The organism is Streptococcus bovismuti, assembly GCF_042436615.2.
In the GTDB taxonomy this organism is placed as follows: Bacteria; Bacillota; Bacilli; order Lactobacillales; family Streptococcaceae; genus Streptococcus.
The window spans coordinates 79,728-96,832 of record NZ_JBHMFR020000003.1; the positions used below are offsets into that span (position 1 = coordinate 79,728).

Consider the following 17,105-nt stretch of genomic DNA (forward strand, 5'->3'; position numbering starts at 1 on the left):
TAAAGCAAAAGCTAAAGAAGATGCAAAAGCAAAAGCCGATGCAGCGAAAACTGCAATCGACAACGCAACAACAAACGATGTAGTAACTCAAGCTAAAAACGATGGGGCAGCAAGTATAGCTTCAGTAAATCCAACAGCGCAAGCGAAGCCAGCGGCAAAACAAGCTATCGATGATGCATTGAAAGCTAAGACCGACGCAATTGATGCCAATAACGATTTAACAGCAGAAGAAAAAGCCAAAGCTAAGGAAGACGCAAAAGCAAAAGCTGACGCAGCTAAGCAAGCCATCGACAACGCAACAACAAACGATGTAGTAACTCAAGCTAAAAACGATGGGGCAGCAAGTGTAGCTTCAGTTACTCCAGCAGCAGTAGTGAAGACAGCAGCTAAGCAATCCATCGACGAAGCTCTGAAAGCTAAGAATGATGAAATCGACGCTCGTACAGACCTAACAGATGAAGAGAAAGCTGCTGCTAAGTCAGAAGCAAAAGCTAAGGCTGACGCAGTGAAAGCAACCATCGACAACGCAACAACAAATGCAGAAGTAGAACAAGCTAAGGTGACTGGAACAACAGAAGTCACTTCAGTCAATCCAGAGGCGTTGACTAAGTCAGCAGCTAAGCAATCCATCGACGAAGCTTTGAAAGCTAAGACTGATGAGATAGACGCTCGTACAGACTTGACAGATGAGGAGAAAACTGCAGCTAAGGGAGACGCGAAAACAAAAGCTGACGCAGCGAAGACTGCAATCGACAACGCAACAACAAACGATGCAGTAACTCAAGTTAAAAACGATGGGGCAGCAAGTGTAGCTTCAGTGACTCCAGCAGCAGTAGCGAAGACGGAAGCTAAGCAAGCCATCGATGAAGCTCTTAAAGCTAAGAGTGCTGAGATAGACGCACGTACAGACTTAACAGACGAAGAGAAAACTGTGGCTAAATTAGATGCAAAAGCCAAAGCTGACGCAGCGAAAGCAACCATCGACAACGCAATAACAAATGCGGAGGTAGAACAAGCTAAGGTGACTGGAATAACAGAAGTAAAAGCAGTAGATCCACAACCAGAAGCTAAGACAGCAGCTAAGCAAGCCATCGATGATGCCCTAAAAGCTAAGAACGACGAGATAGACGCTCGTACAGATTTAACAGACGAAGAGAAAACTGCTGCTAAGTCAGAAGCCAAAGCTAAGGCCGACGCAGCAAAAGAAGTTATCGATAAAGCGACAACCAATGCAGAAGTTGACCAAGCAAAGTCAACTGGAATTGCAGAAGTCACTTCAGTAAATCCAGGTGCAGTGGCTAAGACAGAAGCTAAGCAAGCCATCGACGAAGCTCTGAAGGCTAAGAACGACGAAATCGACGCACGTACAGACTTAACAGATGAAGAGAAAGCTGCTGCTAAGTCAGAAGCAAAAGCTAAGGCTGACGCAGCAAAAGAAGCCATCGACAAAGCAACAACGAATGCAGCAGTCGACCAAGCTAAAACTAACGGAACTTTAGAAGTCACTTCAGTAAATCCAGAAGCAGTAGCGAAGACAGAAGCTAAGCAAGCCATCGACGATGCTTTGAAAGCTAAGACTGCCGAAATTGATGCTCGCACAGACTTAACAGATGAAGAGAAAGCTGCTGCTAAGTCAGAAGCAAAAGCTAAGGCTGACGCAGCAAAAGCAGCCATCGACAAAGTAACAACCAATGCCGAAGTCGACCAAGTTAAGACAACTGGAATAACAGAATTAAAAGCTGTATATCCACAACCAGTAGCTAAGTCAGCAGCTAAACAATCCATCGACGAAGTTCTGAAAGCTAAGACTGCCGAGATTGACGCCCGTATAGACTTAACGGACGAAGAGAAAGCTGTAGCTAATGCTGACGCTAAAGCGAAAGCAGATGTAGCGAAAGAAGCAATCGATAGAGCAACAACAAACGCAGCAGTCGACCAAGCTAAAACTAACGGAACTTCAGAAGTAACTTCAGTAGATCCACAACCAGAAGCGAAGACAGAAGCTAAGAAGTCAATCGATGAAGCTCTTAAAGCTAAGAATGACGAGATAGAATTTCGTACAGACTTAACAGACGAAGAGAAAACCGCGGCTAAAGCAGAAGCAAAAGATAAGGCTGACGCAGCAAAATCAGCCATAGATAAAGCAACAACGAATGCAGAAGTCGACCAATCTAAGGCAACTGGAATCACAGCAGTGACTTCAGTAAATCCAGAAGCAGTAGCGAAGACAGAAGCTAAGAAAGCAATCGACGATGCTTTGAAAGCTAAGAACGACGAGATTGATGCTCGCACAGACTTAACAGATGAAGAGAAAACCGCGGCTAAAGCAGGAGCAAAAGATAAGGCTGACGCAGCGAAAGCAGCCATAGATAAAGCAACAACGAATGCTGAAGTAGACCAAGCTCAGTTAACTGGAGCAAGAGAAATCATCTCAGTTAATCCAAACGCAGTAGCGAAGACAGCAGCTAAGCAAGCAATCGACGAAGCTTTGAAAGCTAAGACTGATGAAATCGACTCTCGTACAGACTTAACAGACGAAGAAAAAACTGCAGCCAAAGCAGACGCGAAAGCCAAAGCTGACGCAGCGAAAGCAACCATTGACAACGCAATATCAAATGCAGAAGTCGACCAAGCAAAGTCAACTGGAACAAGAGAAGTAAATAATGTAAATCCAGACGCAGTAGCGAAGACAGAAGCTAAGAAATCCATCAACGAAGTTCTTAAAGCTAAGACTGCCGAGATAGACGGACGTACAGACTTAACAGATGAAGAGAAAACTGCAGCCAAAGCAGACGCGAAAGCTAAAGCTGACGCAGCGAAAGCAGCCATCGACAAAGCAACAACGAATGCAACAGTCGACCAAGCTAAGTCAACTGGTATTGAGGAAGTGAACTCAGTCAATCCGATTGCACAAATTAGACCGGCAGTTGGAGCAAGTGCTGGAGTTCATGTAAACTCAGCTAATCCAACTTCTAAAGAAAAACCACAGGAAAAACAAGCAATAGACCAAGTATTGAAAACTGATGAAGCCAAAGCTAAAGTGAAAGATAGTGTAGCATCTACTATCTCACAACTTGAAAATGAGAATCAGCAAGTAGCTACTAATCAGCGTGTAGTGGCTAGAGAATTGCCAAATACAGGTACAACAGAATCCATAACAGCAATTGTTGCAGCAACAGCTAGTGCGATACTTGGTTTTGGTCTTATTGCTCGTCGTCGAAAAGAAGATGAAGAAGACAAATTAGAAAATCAGTAACGATTTCTAACAGTTGCAACTCCTTTTTTGAGACTAAGTAGATAATATTATTCTTAAAACTCTCCTAGAGCAAAATAGCTACTAGGAGAGTTTTTTCTCTAATCAGAAGATACGTGACGGGACTAAAAACAATCTCATCTGCTTTGCGGATGAGGGTTTTCTTATTTTATGCTATACTTAAGATATGCATAGAAAAACAGTGATTGATTTTAGGGCTTTGGGCGAGAGATACACCTTTACCCAGCCTATTAAAGAGTTGAAAACGAGAAATGTAGCAGAAGTGGCAGATTTGCTGGTACAAGTGGAAAGCTACCAAGAGCAAGGCTACTATGTGGTGGGCTATGTCAGCTACGAGGCTGCACCTGCTTTTGAGGAGAAATTAGCAGTTCATAAAGCTCCTTTACTGGACGAGTATTTGCTTTACTTTACTGTTCACGATAGGGTGGAGACATCTCCTATTCCCCTGACTTATGATGAGGTTGATTTGCCTTCAAATTGGCAGGAAGTGACGTCTGAAGCAGATTATGAAAAGGCGATTGCTCAGATTCACCATCATTTGCGGCAGGGGGACACCTATCAGGTCAACTACACCGTCCAACTCAAGCAAAAATTAAGTGCCAATCCTTTTGCCATCTACAATCGTATGGTAGTAGAGCAGGAGGCGGGCTACAATGCTTATGTTGAACATGACGAGATGGCAGTGATTTCCATGAGTCCAGAACTCTTTTTTGAGCAAAATGACCGCGAGTTGACAACACGACCAATGAAGGGAACGACTCAGCGTGGGGTAACTGACCAAGAAGATCTTGAACAGGCCAGTTGGTTGGAGCAGGATTCTAAAAATCGCTCTGAAAATATGATGATTGTGGACCTCTTGCGCAATGACATGAACCGTATTTCTGAGGTGGGGAGTGAGCATGTAGAGCGTCTTTGCCAAGTGGAACAGTATTCAACGGTTTGGCAGATGACTTCGACCATCAAGAGTTGGTTGCGAGAGGATGTTGACCTTGTAGAGATATTCCGTTCTCTATTTCCTTGTGGTTCCATAACGGGAGCTCCGAAAATTGCAACTATGGAAATCATCAAGGACTTGGAGCCACAACCGCGCGGAGTCTACTGTGGAACGATTGGTCTCCTGCTTCCAAATGGACGACGAATTTTCAATGTTGCTATTCGGACCATTCAACTGCATCAAGGGAAAGCCATCTATGGAGTTGGCGGAGGCATTACATGGGATAGCACTTGGGAGTCTGAATACCGTGAGGTTCATCAAAAGGCGGCAGTTCTTTATCGTAAACAAGCTCGTTTCAAACTGATTACTACAGGGAAAATCAGCCAGAAGAACTTGCTGTTTGAAGAACAACATATAGAAAGGCTGAGAAAAGCTAGTCGGTATTTTGCCTTTCCATTTGATTCAGAAAACTTGAAACAAAAGATAGAGGAAGAGTGTCAGGCTTGTGATGCTAATCAAGATTACCGCTTGCGAATTTCTCTCGGCAAGTCTGGAGAGATAGAAGTCGATCGTCAAGTATTAACAGCTCTTAGTCCAAGTTTTTGTCAGGCCAAACTTTGCCTTCAGGAAGCCAATTTGCAACAAGCCTTTATCTACTTCAAAACGACTCACCGACCGCATTTGAGCATAGGGGAGCAAGAGATCATTTACCATAATAAGTCTGGAGAACTTCTTGAAACCTCTATCGGAAATTTGGTTCTGAAAATTTCTGGGAAACTCTACACACCGCCTATCCGACTGGGAATCTTGCCAGGAATTTACCGTCAGCTCTTGCTGGAAACAGGACAGGTAGAAGAGAGAGTCTTGACTTTAAAAGACTTAGCCCGAGCAGAAGCTATTTACGGCTGTAATGCAGTCAGGGGCTTGTATGAGTTGTCAGTAAGGGAGAACTAAATGAAATTAATATTTTTACATGGCCTAGGTCAGTCAGCAGATAGTTGGAAAGAAGTTCGGAATCTACTGACAGATTATCCTTCTGAGGCTATTGAGTTATTTCCTTCTGGAGTTAGCAACTATCAACAAGCTAAAGAGCGAGTTTATCAGCATCTAGCTCAAGAGACAGAACCTTTTATTTTGGTTGGATTGTCCTTAGGTGCTGCCCTGGCATTAGAACTATCTAGTTACGATTTATCAAATCTCCGAGCTTTGGTTCTATCAGGATGTCCACTTAAACTGTCTGGTAATATCCTATTTTATCTTCAGTTGATGATTTTTAAACTACTTCCCAAAAAAGTATTTGAAAAACAGGGAGCAGACAAGGCTTTTATGGTCGGAGTTTCTGAGGAATTGAAGACACTTGATTTAACGGATATATCAAGAACTTGTCCTTATCCAACCTTACTAATTTGTGGCAGCAAAGATAAACCGAATCTTAGTTCTATGAGAAGTCTTCATAAACTAATATCAGAATCTCAATTTCAGATTATACCAGATGGTCCTCATGTCTTGAATGAAGCTAAACCAAAAGAGTTTGCTGAACAGATTAAACCTTTCCTTGAATTGCTGAAATAAGTTTGATAAAATAATAGTGAAATCGATAACATCGTTATAGGAGAAAGAAATGAATAAACGTCTATTTTTAAAAATGAGTCTGGCTACCTTGCCAGTTTTAGCTTTGTTTTCACAACCTGTGTTAGCAGAGGAAAACATTCATTTTTCTAGCTGTAAAGAAGCTTGGGCGAATGGATACGCAGATATTCACGAGGGAGAACCTGGTTATTCTGCCAAGTTAGACCGCGATCATGATGGTGTGGCTTGCGAATTGAAAAATGCTCCTAAGGGTGCTTTTAAAGCAAAACAAACGGCTACAACTCAAACTGATACAACTTCATCCACAGCAAGTGGTTGGGTTAAGCAGGACGGTTCTTGGTACTATTTTGATGGAAATGGAAATCCAGTGAAAAATGCATGGCAGGGAAGCTATTACCTGAAAGCTGATGGTAAAATGGCACAGAGTGAATGGATTTATGACTCTTCTTATCAAGCTTGGTATTATTTGAAATCAGATGGTTCTTATGCAAAAAATGCATGGCAAGGAGCTTATTACCTTAAATCAAACGGTAAAATGGCACAAGGTGAGTGGGTTTATGACTCTTCTTATCAAGCCTGGTATTACTTGAAATCAGATGGTTCTTATGCTCGCAATGCATGGCAAGGAAACTACTATTTGAAATCAGATGGTAAAATGGCTAAAAATGAGCGAGTTGATGGAGGCCGCTACTATGTAGATGCTTCAGGTCTATGGAAACCATAAGTAAGGATAAAATCTAGAAAGTTAATGCAAACCTTTGCATAAATGAGTGAATTTTGTTATACTATATCTGTAAGCATTTTCAATTAATTCATAATAAAAAAGGAGAATATGATGAGTCAAAAGATTATTGGGATTGACCTTGGTGGAACTTCTATCAAATTTGCAATCTTAACAACAGCAGGAGAAATCCAAGAAAAATGGTCTATCAAGACTAATATTTTGGATGAGGGAAGTCATATCGTAGATGATATGATTGAGTCTATTCAGCATCGTTTGGACTTGCTTGGATTGGCAGCAGCGGACTTCCAAGGAATTGGGATGGGATCACCAGGTGTGGTTGACCGTGAAAAAGGGACTGTTATCGGTGCCTACAACCTCAACTGGAAAACCCTTCAACCAATTAAAGAGAAGATTGAAAAGGCCTTGGGTATTCCATTCTTCATCGATAATGATGCCAACGTAGCTGCTCTTGGTGAGCGTTGGATGGGGGCTGGTGATAACCAACCAGATGTTGTATTTATGACACTCGGTACTGGTGTTGGTGGCGGTATCGTCGCTGAAGGCAAATTGCTTCACGGTGTTGCTGGTGCAGCAGGTGAGCTTGGTCATATCACTGTTGACTTTGATCAACCAATCGCATGTACTTGCGGTAAGAAAGGTTGCCTTGAGACAGTTGCTTCAGCAACAGGGATTGTCAACTTGACTCGTCGCTATGCCGATGAATACGAAGGCGATGCAGCCTTGAAACGCTTGATTGATAATGGAGAAGAAGTAACCGCTAAGACTGTCTTTGATTTGGCAAAAGAAGGAGACGATCTTGCTTTGATCGTTTACCGTAACTTCTCACGTTACTTGGGAATCGCTTGTGCTAACATTGGCTCAATCCTAAACCCATCAACAATCGTTATCGGTGGTGGTGTATCAGCTGCGGGAGAATTCCTTCTACAAGGTGTTCAAAAAGTCTACGATGAAAATACCTTCCCACAAGTACGCACAACTACTAAACTAGCTCTTGCAACTCTAGGAAATGACGCTGGAGTTATCGGAGCAGCATCACTTGTATTGCAATAAAATAGAAAAAGGAGAAAATTGCTTTCCAGAAGCGAGTGATTTTCCTCCTTTCTTTTTTTATGCTATACTAGTTAGGAAATAAATGAGGTGAGAGTAAATGACAAAATCAGATACGATTTTTAAAGAGAATATTGAACGCATTCTAAAGGAAGGTGTTTTCTCAGAGCAAGCACGTCCCAAGTACAAGGATGGGACAGTTGCCAACTCTAAGTACGTAACGGGTGCATTTGCCGAGTATGACTTATCTAAAGGAGAATTTCCTATCACAACCTTGCGTCCCATTGCAATCAAATCCGCCATCAAGGAAGTGCTCTGGATTTACCAAGACCAGTCTAATAGCCTAGAAGTGCTTAATGACAAGTACAATGTTCACTACTGGAATGACTGGGAAGTGGGAGATACGGGAACCATTGGTGAGCGTTACGGGGCGGTCGTTAAGAAACACGACATCATCAATAAGCTTCTCAAACAGTTGGAAGCCAACCCTTGGAACCGCCGCAATATTATCTCTCTCTGGGATTATCAAGCTTTTGAGGAGACAGACGGCCTTCTTCCGTGCGCCTTTCAGACCATGTTTGATGTCCGCCGTGTAGATGGAGAAATCTATCTGGATGCGACCTTGACCCAGCGTTCGAATGACATGCTAGTGGCCCACCATATCAACGCTATGCAGTATGTGGCTCTTCAAATGATGATTGCCAAACATTTTGGCTGGAAGGTTGGAAAGTTCTTCTACTTTATCAATAATCTCCATATCTATGACAATCAATTTGAACAAGCTCAGGAATTGCTTCGTCGTGAGCCGTCAAATTGCCAACCACGTTTGGTCTTGAATGTTCCTGATGGGACTAATTTCTTTGATATCAAAGCGGAAGACTTTGAATTAGTAGATTATGACCCTGTCAAGCCGCAGTTGAAGTTTGACCTAGCTATTTAAAAGAATAGAAAAAAAGAAGTTGAGAATAATCCCAACTTCTTTTGTTTCTTAACGTGATACGCGGCGTCGAGCTGCTTTTTTACGGTTTTCTTCGATGAAAGCTGCTTTTTGCTCTTCTGGTTCGATCACTTTCTTTTTAAATGCGTATACTGCACCTGCGACTGCAGCGACAGTTCCTGCGACACCTGTTACAAGACCTTTAGCGAATCCTTTAGCCATGAGTCTTCCTCCTTTATCTTCTTAATCAGCCAGCCCCCTCAAGAGGTCACATTTTTCTGACTGACCTTTTTGTGTTATAATAATAGTAACGAAAAAATGGGAATTTTTCAAGGAAAAAAGATGAAAACAAAAATAATTGTGATTGTTGGACCGACTGCAGTTGGAAAGACGGCTCTAGCCATTGAAGTAGCCAAGCGTTTTAATGGTGAAGTGGTTAGTGGTGATAGTCAGCAGGTTTATCGAGGTCTAGATATAGGGACGGCTAAGGCTAGTTCAGAAGAGCAGGCAGCTGTTCCTCATCATTTAATCGATGTTAGAGAGGTAACCGAGTCTTACTCGGCTTTTGATTTTGTTTCAGAAGCCAAGCTGGCTATTGAGGATATTCACAGCCGTGGCAAGCTAGCTATTATTGCTGGTGGGACTGGGCTTTATATCCAGAGCTTTCTTGAAGGCTACCACCTGGGTGGGAAGACTCCCCATGAGGAAATTTTGGCCTATCGAGCTAGTTTAGAACCTTTTTCAGATGAGGAGTTAGCCCATCTGGTAGAGCAAGCTGGCCTTGAGATTCCCCAGTTTAATCGTCGTCGTGCTATGCGTGCCTTGGAAATTGCCCATTTTGGTCAGGATTTGGAAAATCAAGAGAGTCTATATGAACCGCTGATTATCTGCTTGGATGATGAGCGCAGTCAATTATATGAACGTATCAATCACCGAGTGGACCTGATGTTTGAAGATGGACTTCTAGACGAAGCCAAGTGGTTGTTTGACCATTATCCAGATGTGCAGGCTGCTAAAGGGATTGGTTACAAGGAACTCTTTCCTTATTTTCGTGGAGAACAGACCTTGGAAGAAGCCAGTGAGAGTCTCAAACAGGCTACCCGTCGTTTTGCCAAGCGTCAGTTGACCTGGTTCCGTAATCGCATGCAGGTGACCTTTTATCAGATTGGAGAAACTGGTGTAAAAGATCGCATTTTAAGCCAGATAGAGGAGTTTTTAGATGATTGAAACGGAGAAAAAAGAGGAACGGGTTCTGCTCATTGGTGTAGAATTGCAGGGCATGGACAATTTTGATCTCTCTATGGAAGAATTGGCCAGTCTGGCTAAGACAGCTGGGGCAGTCGTTGTAGATAGTTACAGACAAAAACGTGAAAAATATGATTCCAAGACCTTCGTCGGCTCTGGTAAGTTAGAAGAAATTGCGCTCATGGTGGATGCAGAAGAAATTACCACTGTCATCGTCAACAACCGTTTAACTCCACGGCAAAATGTCAATCTAGAGGAAGTTCTGGGTGTTAAGGTCATTGACCGTATGCAGTTGATTCTGGATATCTTTGCAATGCGGGCTCGAAGTCATGAAGGGAAGCTCCAAGTCCACCTAGCCCAGCTCAAATATCTCTTGCCTCGCTTGGTTGGTCAGGGAATTATGCTCAGCCGTCAGGCAGGGGGAATTGGTTCCCGTGGTCCTGGTGAAAGCCAGTTGGAGCTGAACCGTCGTAGTGTTCGCAATCAAATCACGGATATCGAGCGCCAGCTCAAGGTGGTTGAAAAAAATCGGGCGACAGTCAGAGAAAAACGTTTGGAGTCAAGCACCTTTAAGATTGGTTTGATTGGTTATACCAATGCTGGGAAGTCAACTATCATGAACACCTTGACCAGTAAGACCCAGTATGAGGCTGACGAGCTATTTGCGACTCTAGATGCGACGACTAAGAGTATCCATCTGGGGGGAAATCTCCAAGTAACTTTGACTGATACCGTTGGCTTTATCCAGGATTTGCCGACAGAGTTGGTGTCCAGCTTCAAGTCAACCTTGGAAGAAAGCAAGCATGTGGACCTTCTGGTTCATGTTATTGATGCCAGCAATCCTTACCATGAGGAGCATGAAAAAACAGTCCTATCCATCATGAAAGACTTGGACATGGAGGATATTCCTCGCCTGACCCTTTATAATAAAGCGGATTTGGTGGAGGATTTCACGCCTACCCAAACGCCTTATGCCCTCATTTCTGCCAAGTCTGAGGATAGTCGTGAAAATTTGCAGGCACTATTTTTAGAGAAAATCAAGGATATTTTTGAATCTTTTACCTTGCGCGTGCCTTTTTCTAAGTCCTACAAGATTCATGATTTAGAAAGTGTTGCGATTTTGGAAGAACGTGATTATCAGGAGGACGGCGAAGTGATTAGAGGCTACATTTCTGAGAAAAACAAATGGAGGTTAGAAGAATTTTATGACTGATATCAAAACTTTGGCTCTAAAATATGGGGGCTACACAAGTCTGGACAAGGTCTATCTGGATCAGCTTCTAGCTGGAAAGACAGAGCAGGAGCAGTTGGCTCTTATCACACCTCCGCCCAGCGTTGTCAATGCTTATTTTGCAGAACTCTACCAGAAAAAGAGTCCTCAAGCTGCGACTGATTATTTTGCGGAACTCAGTCAGGAACTGAATCTTTACAATGTTGAACCAAGTTTCACCATAGAAAATAAGCCTTTTGTTCGGCTTAATCTGTCTGGTAAATCCTTTGGTTTTTGTTATGAGAGTGATGGTCTTGGTCGGATTTTCTCTGAAAATGAAGAGAAAATTTCGGATGACCTGCTTTTTGAAATTGCGCAAATTTTCCCCCATCAGCTAGTCTTTGAGGAGTCTGGCAAGATTTACATGAAGGCTGTCGGGGACGAGGAAGTTGTTAGTGTGGAAAATCTCACAGCTTTGACTGATTTGGAAAGCTTGGCTGACGGTCGTAAGCGTCTTAAAGGCTACAGCCAAGAGGATTTACTGCAAGAAGCTAGAGCTTTTTCTGGCAAGCGTTATTTCCGATCGGAAAACCGCACTGCCTTGTTATATATTGATTAATTAGAAAGTATCGAATGGATATTCAATTTTTAGGAACGGGGGCAGGTCAGCCCTCTAAAGCCCGCAACGTTTCCAGTCTCGCCCTGAAACTCTTGGACGAGATTAACGAAGTCTGGCTCTTTGACTGTGGAGAAGGTACGCAAAATCGCATTCTTGAGACCACAATTCGACCACGTAAGGTCAGCAAAATCTTTATTACCCACTTGCACGGAGACCACATTTTTGGCTTGCCTGGATTCCTTTCTAGCCGTGCATTTCAGGCAAATGAAGAGCAGACAGATTTGGAAATCTATGGGCCTCAAGGAATCAAGTCATTTGTCTTAACCAGCCTTCGTGTGTCAGGTTCGCGCCTGCCTTACCGTATTCATTTTCATGAGTTTGACCAAGATTCTTTAGGGAAAATCCTTGAAACCGATAAATTCACTGTATATGCAGAAGAGTTGGACCACACTATTTTCTGTGTTGGCTATCGTGTCATGCAAAAGGATTTGGAAGGAACGCTTGATGCTGAAAAACTCAAGGCTGCTGGCGTCCCATTTGGCCCACTTTTTGGAAAAATCAAAAACGGTCAGGATGTTGTTCTTGAAGATGGGACTGAAATCAAAGCTGCTGACTATATCTCAGCGCCACGTCCTGGTAAGATTATCACTATTCTGGGTGATACTCGAAAAGCCAATGCCAGTGTGCGTCTGGCTGTCAATGCAGATGTCCTAGTTCACGAATCGACTTATGGCAAGGGTGATGAAAAGATTGCTCGCAATCATGGTCACTCAACCAATATGCAGGCAGCACAGGTTGCAGTAGAAGCAGGTGCCAAACGCCTCTTACTCAACCACATCAGTGCTCGTTTCCTCTCAAAAGATATCAGCAAGCTCAAGAAAGATGCGGCTAGTGTCTTTGAAAATGTCCATGTCGTCAAAGACTTGGAAGAAGTGGAAATTTAAAAGATTGAGAAAGGAACAGTATGCGTACTATTCTCATTACCGGAGCTAGCGGTGGTCTAGCTCAAGAAATGGTCAAACTCATGCCAAATGACCAACTCATCTTGCTTGGTAGAAATAAGGAAAAATTAGCCCAACTCTATGGAAACCACCCACAAGCAGAATTGATTGAAATCGATATTACCGATGATTCAGCCTTAGAAACTCTGGTAGCAGACCTATATCTCCGCTATGGCAAGATTGATGTCTTGATTAACAACGCTGGTTACGGGATTTTGGAGGAATTTGACCAGATTTCTGACCAAGATATTCACCAGATGTTCGAGGTCAATACCTTTGCCCTGATGAATCTATCTCGACGCCTTGCGACTCGTATGAAGGAAAGTCGAAAAGGTCATATCATCAATATCGTCAGTATGGCAGGTTTGATAGCGACTGGCAAGTCAAGTCTTTACTCAGCGACCAAGTTTGCGGCTATTGGTTTTTCAAATGCCTTACGCCTCGAACTGATGCCTTATGGTGTTTATGTAACAACAGTCAATCCAGGGCCAATCCGTACAGGATTTTTCGACCAAGCCGACCCAGATGGAACCTATCTCAAGTCGGTTGAACGCTTCCTGCTAGAACCAGATGCAGTGGCTAAAAAAATTGTTAAGATTATAGGAAAAAACAAACGCGAACTCAATCTCCCAATCCTTCTAAACCTCGCCCATAAGTTTTATACCCTTTTTCCTAAGCTAGCAGATAAGTTGGCAGGGGAGACTTTTAATTATAAATAAAAAAAGTTGTTCCTAAAATGGAGCAACTTTTTTTACGATTAGAACAAATCAATACCAGTCTTATTTAATGCGTGGCAATGATAAGTGAAGGCGTTGATAAAATTAGAGTAGTATTGCTGATCAATAAATTTTGCGCTTTGAAGATAATTAAATAGATTTTTCGCTAAAGGAATAGCCTCAGGTTTATTCCATCTAAATTGATTGTAAACATGTTCAACTTCTAAAAACATGAGGGGAATAGCCAGATAGCCTCGTTCGAAGGTCTGAAGTGATTTAATTTTTTTAATAATATCATCAGCCTTTTGATAGTAACCCAGTTCAGAGAAATATTTTGTAGAGAAAGTAAGAGCATTTAAGATACGGATGTAGGTGTCAGTATTTGCACTTTCTTTGTACATAAGTAGTAATTGTTTGGTCATATGGTCAATGAGTTCCATCGGACAATGATTGACGATGACACGGTAAATTTCAAGTTCGATACTATTAAAGACATCCGATTTCATTAAATGATTGATAATGTTTTGAATTCTAGCAACAGTTTCTGGACTCTTTGATATGGTTGGATAATGTCTTAATTTAATAGATTTGAAAATCATATCTGCTTGCAGTGGATTGTCTTTTAGATAGACATCAAATAATTTTTCGTATTCTTCAATGTAAGTGAGAATATCTTCTTCATGGACCACATGCTTGCCAAATTCAATAGCAGGTAATTCTAAGCAGTCTCCACCTTTATTTGCAAAGGCGAGAACAAAATCATTCCATTCAACTCCGATAACAATTAACAATTTGGCAAAGTTTTCAAGTGAAATTCCTTTGTCTCCTTTTTCAAATTGACTAAGGAACTGTGGCGATACGATATCTGATGCTGCTTCCTTTAGGCTGAGTCCTCGTGCTTCGCGCAGGTACTTAAATGTAGCTCCAAATGGGTATAGATTTTCCATAAATAATCTCCTTACATACTTCTAAAACTATTATACAAAAATTTAGAGAAAAAATAGAGAAAAGAAAACTATAGTTACAAAATATTAGAATTCTATGCTATTTTTGGATTTTTTAAATAACATTGAAACTATAGTTTAAATGCCGAAAAATTTAAATATCTATTATGGTATGATAAGGGAAAGAATAGCTAATAAAGCTGGCTTGTTATACTAGTATAACAAGGATTGACTTACCACTCAATCCTATTCTATTAGCCATCAAAGGAGAAAATGCTATGGGAAAAACTTAAACACTTGACACTAGAAAAAAATTATATTTACTTTTAAGGTTATAAGACAATTATCAAAAATTTTTAGAAAAATAGAAATATATAAGGAGTTTTGTTATGAAAAACAGAAAAATGTTGGCCTCTTCTTTACTAGCTGGTGCTTTATTGTCAGTAGGTTATGTAGCTTCTAAACCGACAGAAGTTCACGCTTTAACAGATATGAGTGTCAAGGATACTCAAAATCCCTTGAAAATCAACTTGATAGCCACTACTGGGAATCCGTTTTATTCAGGAAGTGTGCTGGTAGATATTCAAAGAAATTCTTCTAATGATAATCCATCTTTGTATTACGATTTAGTTAATGAAGATACAGGGGCTATTGTATCTAGTTATAACTTTAATAGTTTTGGGGATCAAACTAGAAGTCAAGACCATGTTTGGTTACTATATGCTGAAGATGGAAGATATCATATTGATGTTTATAGTGAAAAAGACTTTGGGAAAAGATATTTTGGTCGGTCAGAAGTCTTTAAAGTATCAAATCACGGATATGTACCTATAACAAATTCAGAAACACCAACAGCTACTGAAACTCCAAAACAATCTACTAACTCTAACTCAGGTCAGACTGGCTGGTCAGGTTCTTCTTACTACAAAGCTGGTGTGAAAGTAGTGAATCAATGGATTTTTGATGTTCAGTACAATTCTTATTTCTATCTAAATGCGTCAGGTAACTTTGTTCAAAATGCTTGGTCAGGCAACTACTATCTTAAATCAGGTGGTTACATGGCTAAGAGCGAGTGGATTTATGACAATAACTATCAATCATACTATTACTTGACAGCAGAGGGTAGCTATGCGCGTAATACTTGGGCTGGAAGTTACTACCTCAAATCAGATGGTAAAATGGCTAAGAGTGAGTGGATCTATGATAGTAGTTACCAATCTTACTATTACCTAACATCAGAAGGAAGTTACGCTCGTAACACATGGGTAGGCGACTACTACCTCAAGTCAAATGGTAAGATGGCAGTCAACGAACGTACCCCAGATGGCTACCAAGTAGATGGCTCAGGTAAGTGGGTGAAATAAGGAAAAAAGAAAAGGAAAATGAAAAAATGGGATTATTTACAGACTCACTAAAAGTTAGTTCTGGTTTAACACTAGGACATGCAGCAACAAAAATAGGTATCCAAAAAACATTGTCAGCAGCTGAGGAGAGAGCAGCTACAAAGTTTAAAAATTATCAAGCTAGATTTTTTGACCCAATTGTACGTGAAGATTTGTGTCATTTAGAAGTCGATGGTCATTTAAGAGCTAAACACTACCCTTTCCCTGAGAAAGCTAGTGGAATAAATATTTCCGTATTACAAAAGGATGTTCAATATTTAACAAAGGAATTTAATGGTGAGAAACTAGTGAACTTTATTAAAAGACATCCATTATTTACAGCTTTTATCGTCTTGTTATTAAGTGTTCCAATCGGCTTATCAGATATTGGTTCGGTATTAGGATTTTCAGCGTTTGTTTTTGTAGTTAGGTTGATATTTGCACGACCTAAAAAATTTCAAAGATTATTGATAGAAGACGCTAAACAATACTGGAAAATTAGGGAGTATATAAGACATGCTTTAGAAGTGGGAGAATTAACACCACAAGCAAGTTTGAAAAAATTATTAAAAGCTAGATTAGTGCAACGTTTCCCAGATACTATCGAAGAAATTGAAGCACATGCATTTAATTACAGACACGGACTGTAAAAACTAAAAAACCTCAAGAACTAGGCTTGAAAGCTGATTCTTGAGGTTTTATCACCTATTACAATACTGTAAGAATATTTTCAGAAATTGCTGAGTTTGAGAAATTTAATGTTGCTCATTCACATAATCAGTTTTTTGTAATATTAGGTATTGTGTTCCATATTATTTGGGCAATTATCAATATTCTATTGTATCCGTATGTATTTTCTTACATTTTTAAAGTGGTATCAAATATTATCCCAAAAGGATTTTTCTTCAGTTTAATGTTTAAGCAAATAGGTGCGGCCTATAGAGAAGAAATGGATAAAGGAGATATTTATTTAAAACATAGAATCTATTATGATTATCGTGGATATCCTACATCCATTGAACCAGTATATGATAGAGCAATTGATCGTGCACTTGACGCACTTGGTAATATGTTTGCTATCCAGCTTGGAATTAGAATTGTTTGTGTGAGCGTTGGTATAGTTCTTTTAATAGCATCATGGTATTTTACCATCTTTTATGGTTGGTTCTTTGCTATTAAATATAATCGTCAACATCCTCCAAAAAAAGAGTTAAAATGAATCAGTAAAAATGCCTTCAATGCAAAAAGTAAATTCAGTTCCTGAAGTACAGGGGAATGAATTGGACTCTGAAAGTCCAATATCGAGTGATCATAGAAGTCAAGAAATGTCTTTGCAAAAAAGAAAAGTGTCTGATTTATTAACTCAAGAAAGGGTAGAAAAGGCTGGGAATATTTTGGAAAAAATGCTATCAATCTTAATTAAAATTAGTATTGGATTTTTCATGGTTTAGAAAGATATTA

Annotated in this window: 16 protein-coding genes and 1 pseudogene; 15 read left to right on the forward strand and 2 right to left on the reverse strand. The window is 40.7% G+C overall.

The window, feature by feature from the left end; all coding sequences use genetic code 11:
- The 6 genes and pseudogenes from ACERDH_RS04835 to ACERDH_RS04860 all read left to right on the forward strand — a co-directional run.
- On the forward strand, window positions 1–3,256 hold a 3,256-nt coding region (locus ACERDH_RS04835; protein WP_415741910.1), incomplete at its 5' end, for a DUF1542 domain-containing protein.
- A 184-nt stretch (window positions 3,257–3,440) separates the two neighbouring features.
- Window positions 3,441–5,162, forward strand: a complete 1,722-nt coding sequence (gene pabB / locus ACERDH_RS04840; protein WP_386683634.1) for an aminodeoxychorismate synthase component I — start codon at window positions 3,441–3,443, stop codon at window positions 5,160–5,162.
- A complete protein-coding gene (locus ACERDH_RS04845) occupies window positions 5,163–5,780 on the forward strand; it encodes an alpha/beta fold hydrolase (RefSeq protein ID WP_023947285.1) in 618 nt (205 codons plus the stop codon). It begins immediately after the preceding gene.
- Between the two features lie 49 nt (window positions 5,781–5,829).
- A pseudogene (locus ACERDH_RS04850) lies at window positions 5,830–6,516 on the forward strand (excalibur calcium-binding domain-containing protein); the annotation flags it as partial.
- 117 nt (window positions 6,517–6,633) lie between these two features.
- Entirely contained in the window at window positions 6,634–7,593 is a 960-nt protein-coding gene (locus tag ACERDH_RS04855; RefSeq protein WP_020902451.1) for an ROK family glucokinase, read from the forward strand.
- A 97-nt stretch (window positions 7,594–7,690) separates the two neighbouring features.
- Window positions 7,691–8,530 (forward strand): thymidylate synthase, encoded by an 840-nt coding sequence (locus tag ACERDH_RS04860; protein ID WP_004256126.1) that lies wholly within the window; start codon window positions 7,691–7,693, stop codon window positions 8,528–8,530.
- Between the two features lie 48 nt (window positions 8,531–8,578).
- Here the strand turns inward: ACERDH_RS04860 and ACERDH_RS04865 are convergent, their stop codons facing one another.
- On the reverse strand, window positions 8,579–8,749 hold the full coding sequence (locus ACERDH_RS04865; protein ID WP_001051780.1) for a DUF3042 family protein: 171 nt from the start codon (window positions 8,747–8,749) through the stop codon (window positions 8,579–8,581).
- 120 nt (window positions 8,750–8,869) lie between these two features.
- Here ACERDH_RS04865 and miaA point away from each other — a divergent pair, with 120 nt between their 5' ends.
- The 5 genes from miaA to ACERDH_RS04890 are packed head-to-tail and all read left to right on the forward strand — an operon-like array spanning window position 8,870 to window position 13,321.
- Window positions 8,870–9,754, forward strand: a complete 885-nt coding sequence (gene miaA, locus ACERDH_RS04870; RefSeq protein WP_386683805.1) for a tRNA (adenosine(37)-N6)-dimethylallyltransferase MiaA — start codon at window positions 8,870–8,872, stop codon at window positions 9,752–9,754.
- Window positions 9,747–10,985, forward strand: a complete 1,239-nt coding sequence (gene hflX / locus ACERDH_RS04875) for a GTPase HflX (protein ID WP_261117048.1) — start codon at window positions 9,747–9,749, stop codon at window positions 10,983–10,985. Before miaA ends, hflX begins: the two co-directional genes overlap by 8 nt.
- Window positions 10,978–11,601, forward strand: coding sequence for a cystathionine beta-lyase (locus ACERDH_RS04880; protein WP_386683809.1), 624 nt, complete (start codon window positions 10,978–10,980; stop codon window positions 11,599–11,601). Before hflX ends, ACERDH_RS04880 begins: the two co-directional genes overlap by 8 nt.
- Before the next feature lie 14 nt (window positions 11,602–11,615).
- Window positions 11,616–12,545 (forward strand): ribonuclease Z, encoded by a 930-nt coding sequence (gene rnz, locus ACERDH_RS04885; protein ID WP_386683812.1) that lies wholly within the window; start codon window positions 11,616–11,618, stop codon window positions 12,543–12,545.
- 20 nt (window positions 12,546–12,565) lie between these two features.
- Entirely contained in the window at window positions 12,566–13,321 is a 756-nt protein-coding gene (locus ACERDH_RS04890; protein ID WP_386683815.1) for an SDR family NAD(P)-dependent oxidoreductase, read from the forward strand.
- Window positions 13,322–13,359: 38 nt separating this feature from the next.
- Here ACERDH_RS04890 and ACERDH_RS04895 read toward each other — a convergent pair whose 3' ends face one another.
- Window positions 13,360–14,265, reverse strand: a complete 906-nt coding sequence (locus ACERDH_RS04895) for a helix-turn-helix domain-containing protein (RefSeq protein WP_386683818.1) — start codon at window positions 14,263–14,265, stop codon at window positions 13,360–13,362.
- Window positions 14,266–14,651: 386 nt separating this feature from the next.
- Here ACERDH_RS04895 and ACERDH_RS04900 point away from each other — a divergent pair, with 386 nt between their 5' ends.
- From ACERDH_RS04900 to ACERDH_RS04915, 4 genes are all read left to right on the forward strand, one after another.
- Entirely contained in the window at window positions 14,652–15,626 is a 975-nt protein-coding gene (locus ACERDH_RS04900) for a choline-binding protein C (protein ID WP_386683821.1), read from the forward strand.
- Window positions 15,627–15,652: 26 nt separating this feature from the next.
- A complete protein-coding gene (locus ACERDH_RS04905) occupies window positions 15,653–16,294 on the forward strand; it encodes a hypothetical protein (protein WP_084886905.1) in 642 nt (213 codons plus the stop codon).
- A 152-nt stretch (window positions 16,295–16,446) separates the two neighbouring features.
- On the forward strand, window positions 16,447–16,863 hold the full coding sequence (locus ACERDH_RS04910; protein ID WP_386683825.1) for a hypothetical protein: 417 nt from the start codon (window positions 16,447–16,449) through the stop codon (window positions 16,861–16,863).
- Between the two features lie 19 nt (window positions 16,864–16,882).
- The gene (locus ACERDH_RS04915; protein WP_386683828.1) at window positions 16,883–17,095 is read left to right on the forward strand and encodes a hypothetical protein; all 213 of its coding nucleotides are present in this window, start codon (window positions 16,883–16,885) and stop codon (window positions 17,093–17,095) included.
- The last annotated feature ends 10 nt before the right edge of the window (window positions 17,096–17,105 follow it).

Excerpts from the sequence above, each read along its gene's own strand:
- pabB (WP_386683634.1), top strand. The coding sequence starts at position 3,441 with ATGCATAGAAAAACAGTGATTGATTTTAGGGCTTTGGGCGAGAGATAC.
- ACERDH_RS04845 (WP_023947285.1), top strand. The coding sequence starts at position 5,163 with ATGAAATTAATATTTTTACATGGCCTAGGTCAGTCAGCAGATAGTTGG.
- ACERDH_RS04855 (WP_020902451.1), top strand. The coding sequence starts at position 6,634 with ATGAGTCAAAAGATTATTGGGATTGACCTTGGTGGAACTTCTATCAAA.
- ACERDH_RS04860 (WP_004256126.1), top strand. The coding sequence starts at position 7,691 with ATGACAAAATCAGATACGATTTTTAAAGAGAATATTGAACGCATTCTA.
- ACERDH_RS04865 (WP_001051780.1), bottom strand. The coding sequence starts at position 8,749 with ATGGCTAAAGGATTCGCTAAAGGTCTTGTAACAGGTGTCGCAGGAACT.
- miaA (WP_386683805.1), top strand. The coding sequence starts at position 8,870 with ATGAAAACAAAAATAATTGTGATTGTTGGACCGACTGCAGTTGGAAAG.
- hflX (WP_261117048.1), top strand. The coding sequence starts at position 9,747 with ATGATTGAAACGGAGAAAAAAGAGGAACGGGTTCTGCTCATTGGTGTA.
- ACERDH_RS04880 (WP_386683809.1), top strand. The coding sequence starts at position 10,978 with ATGACTGATATCAAAACTTTGGCTCTAAAATATGGGGGCTACACAAGT.
- rnz (WP_386683812.1), top strand. The coding sequence starts at position 11,616 with ATGGATATTCAATTTTTAGGAACGGGGGCAGGTCAGCCCTCTAAAGCC.
- ACERDH_RS04890 (WP_386683815.1), top strand. The coding sequence starts at position 12,566 with ATGCGTACTATTCTCATTACCGGAGCTAGCGGTGGTCTAGCTCAAGAA.
- ACERDH_RS04895 (WP_386683818.1), bottom strand. The coding sequence starts at position 14,265 with ATGGAAAATCTATACCCATTTGGAGCTACATTTAAGTACCTGCGCGAA.
- ACERDH_RS04900 (WP_386683821.1), top strand. The coding sequence starts at position 14,652 with ATGAAAAACAGAAAAATGTTGGCCTCTTCTTTACTAGCTGGTGCTTTA.
- ACERDH_RS04905 (WP_084886905.1), top strand. The coding sequence starts at position 15,653 with ATGGGATTATTTACAGACTCACTAAAAGTTAGTTCTGGTTTAACACTA.
- ACERDH_RS04915 (WP_386683828.1), top strand. The coding sequence starts at position 16,883 with ATGCAAAAAGTAAATTCAGTTCCTGAAGTACAGGGGAATGAATTGGAC.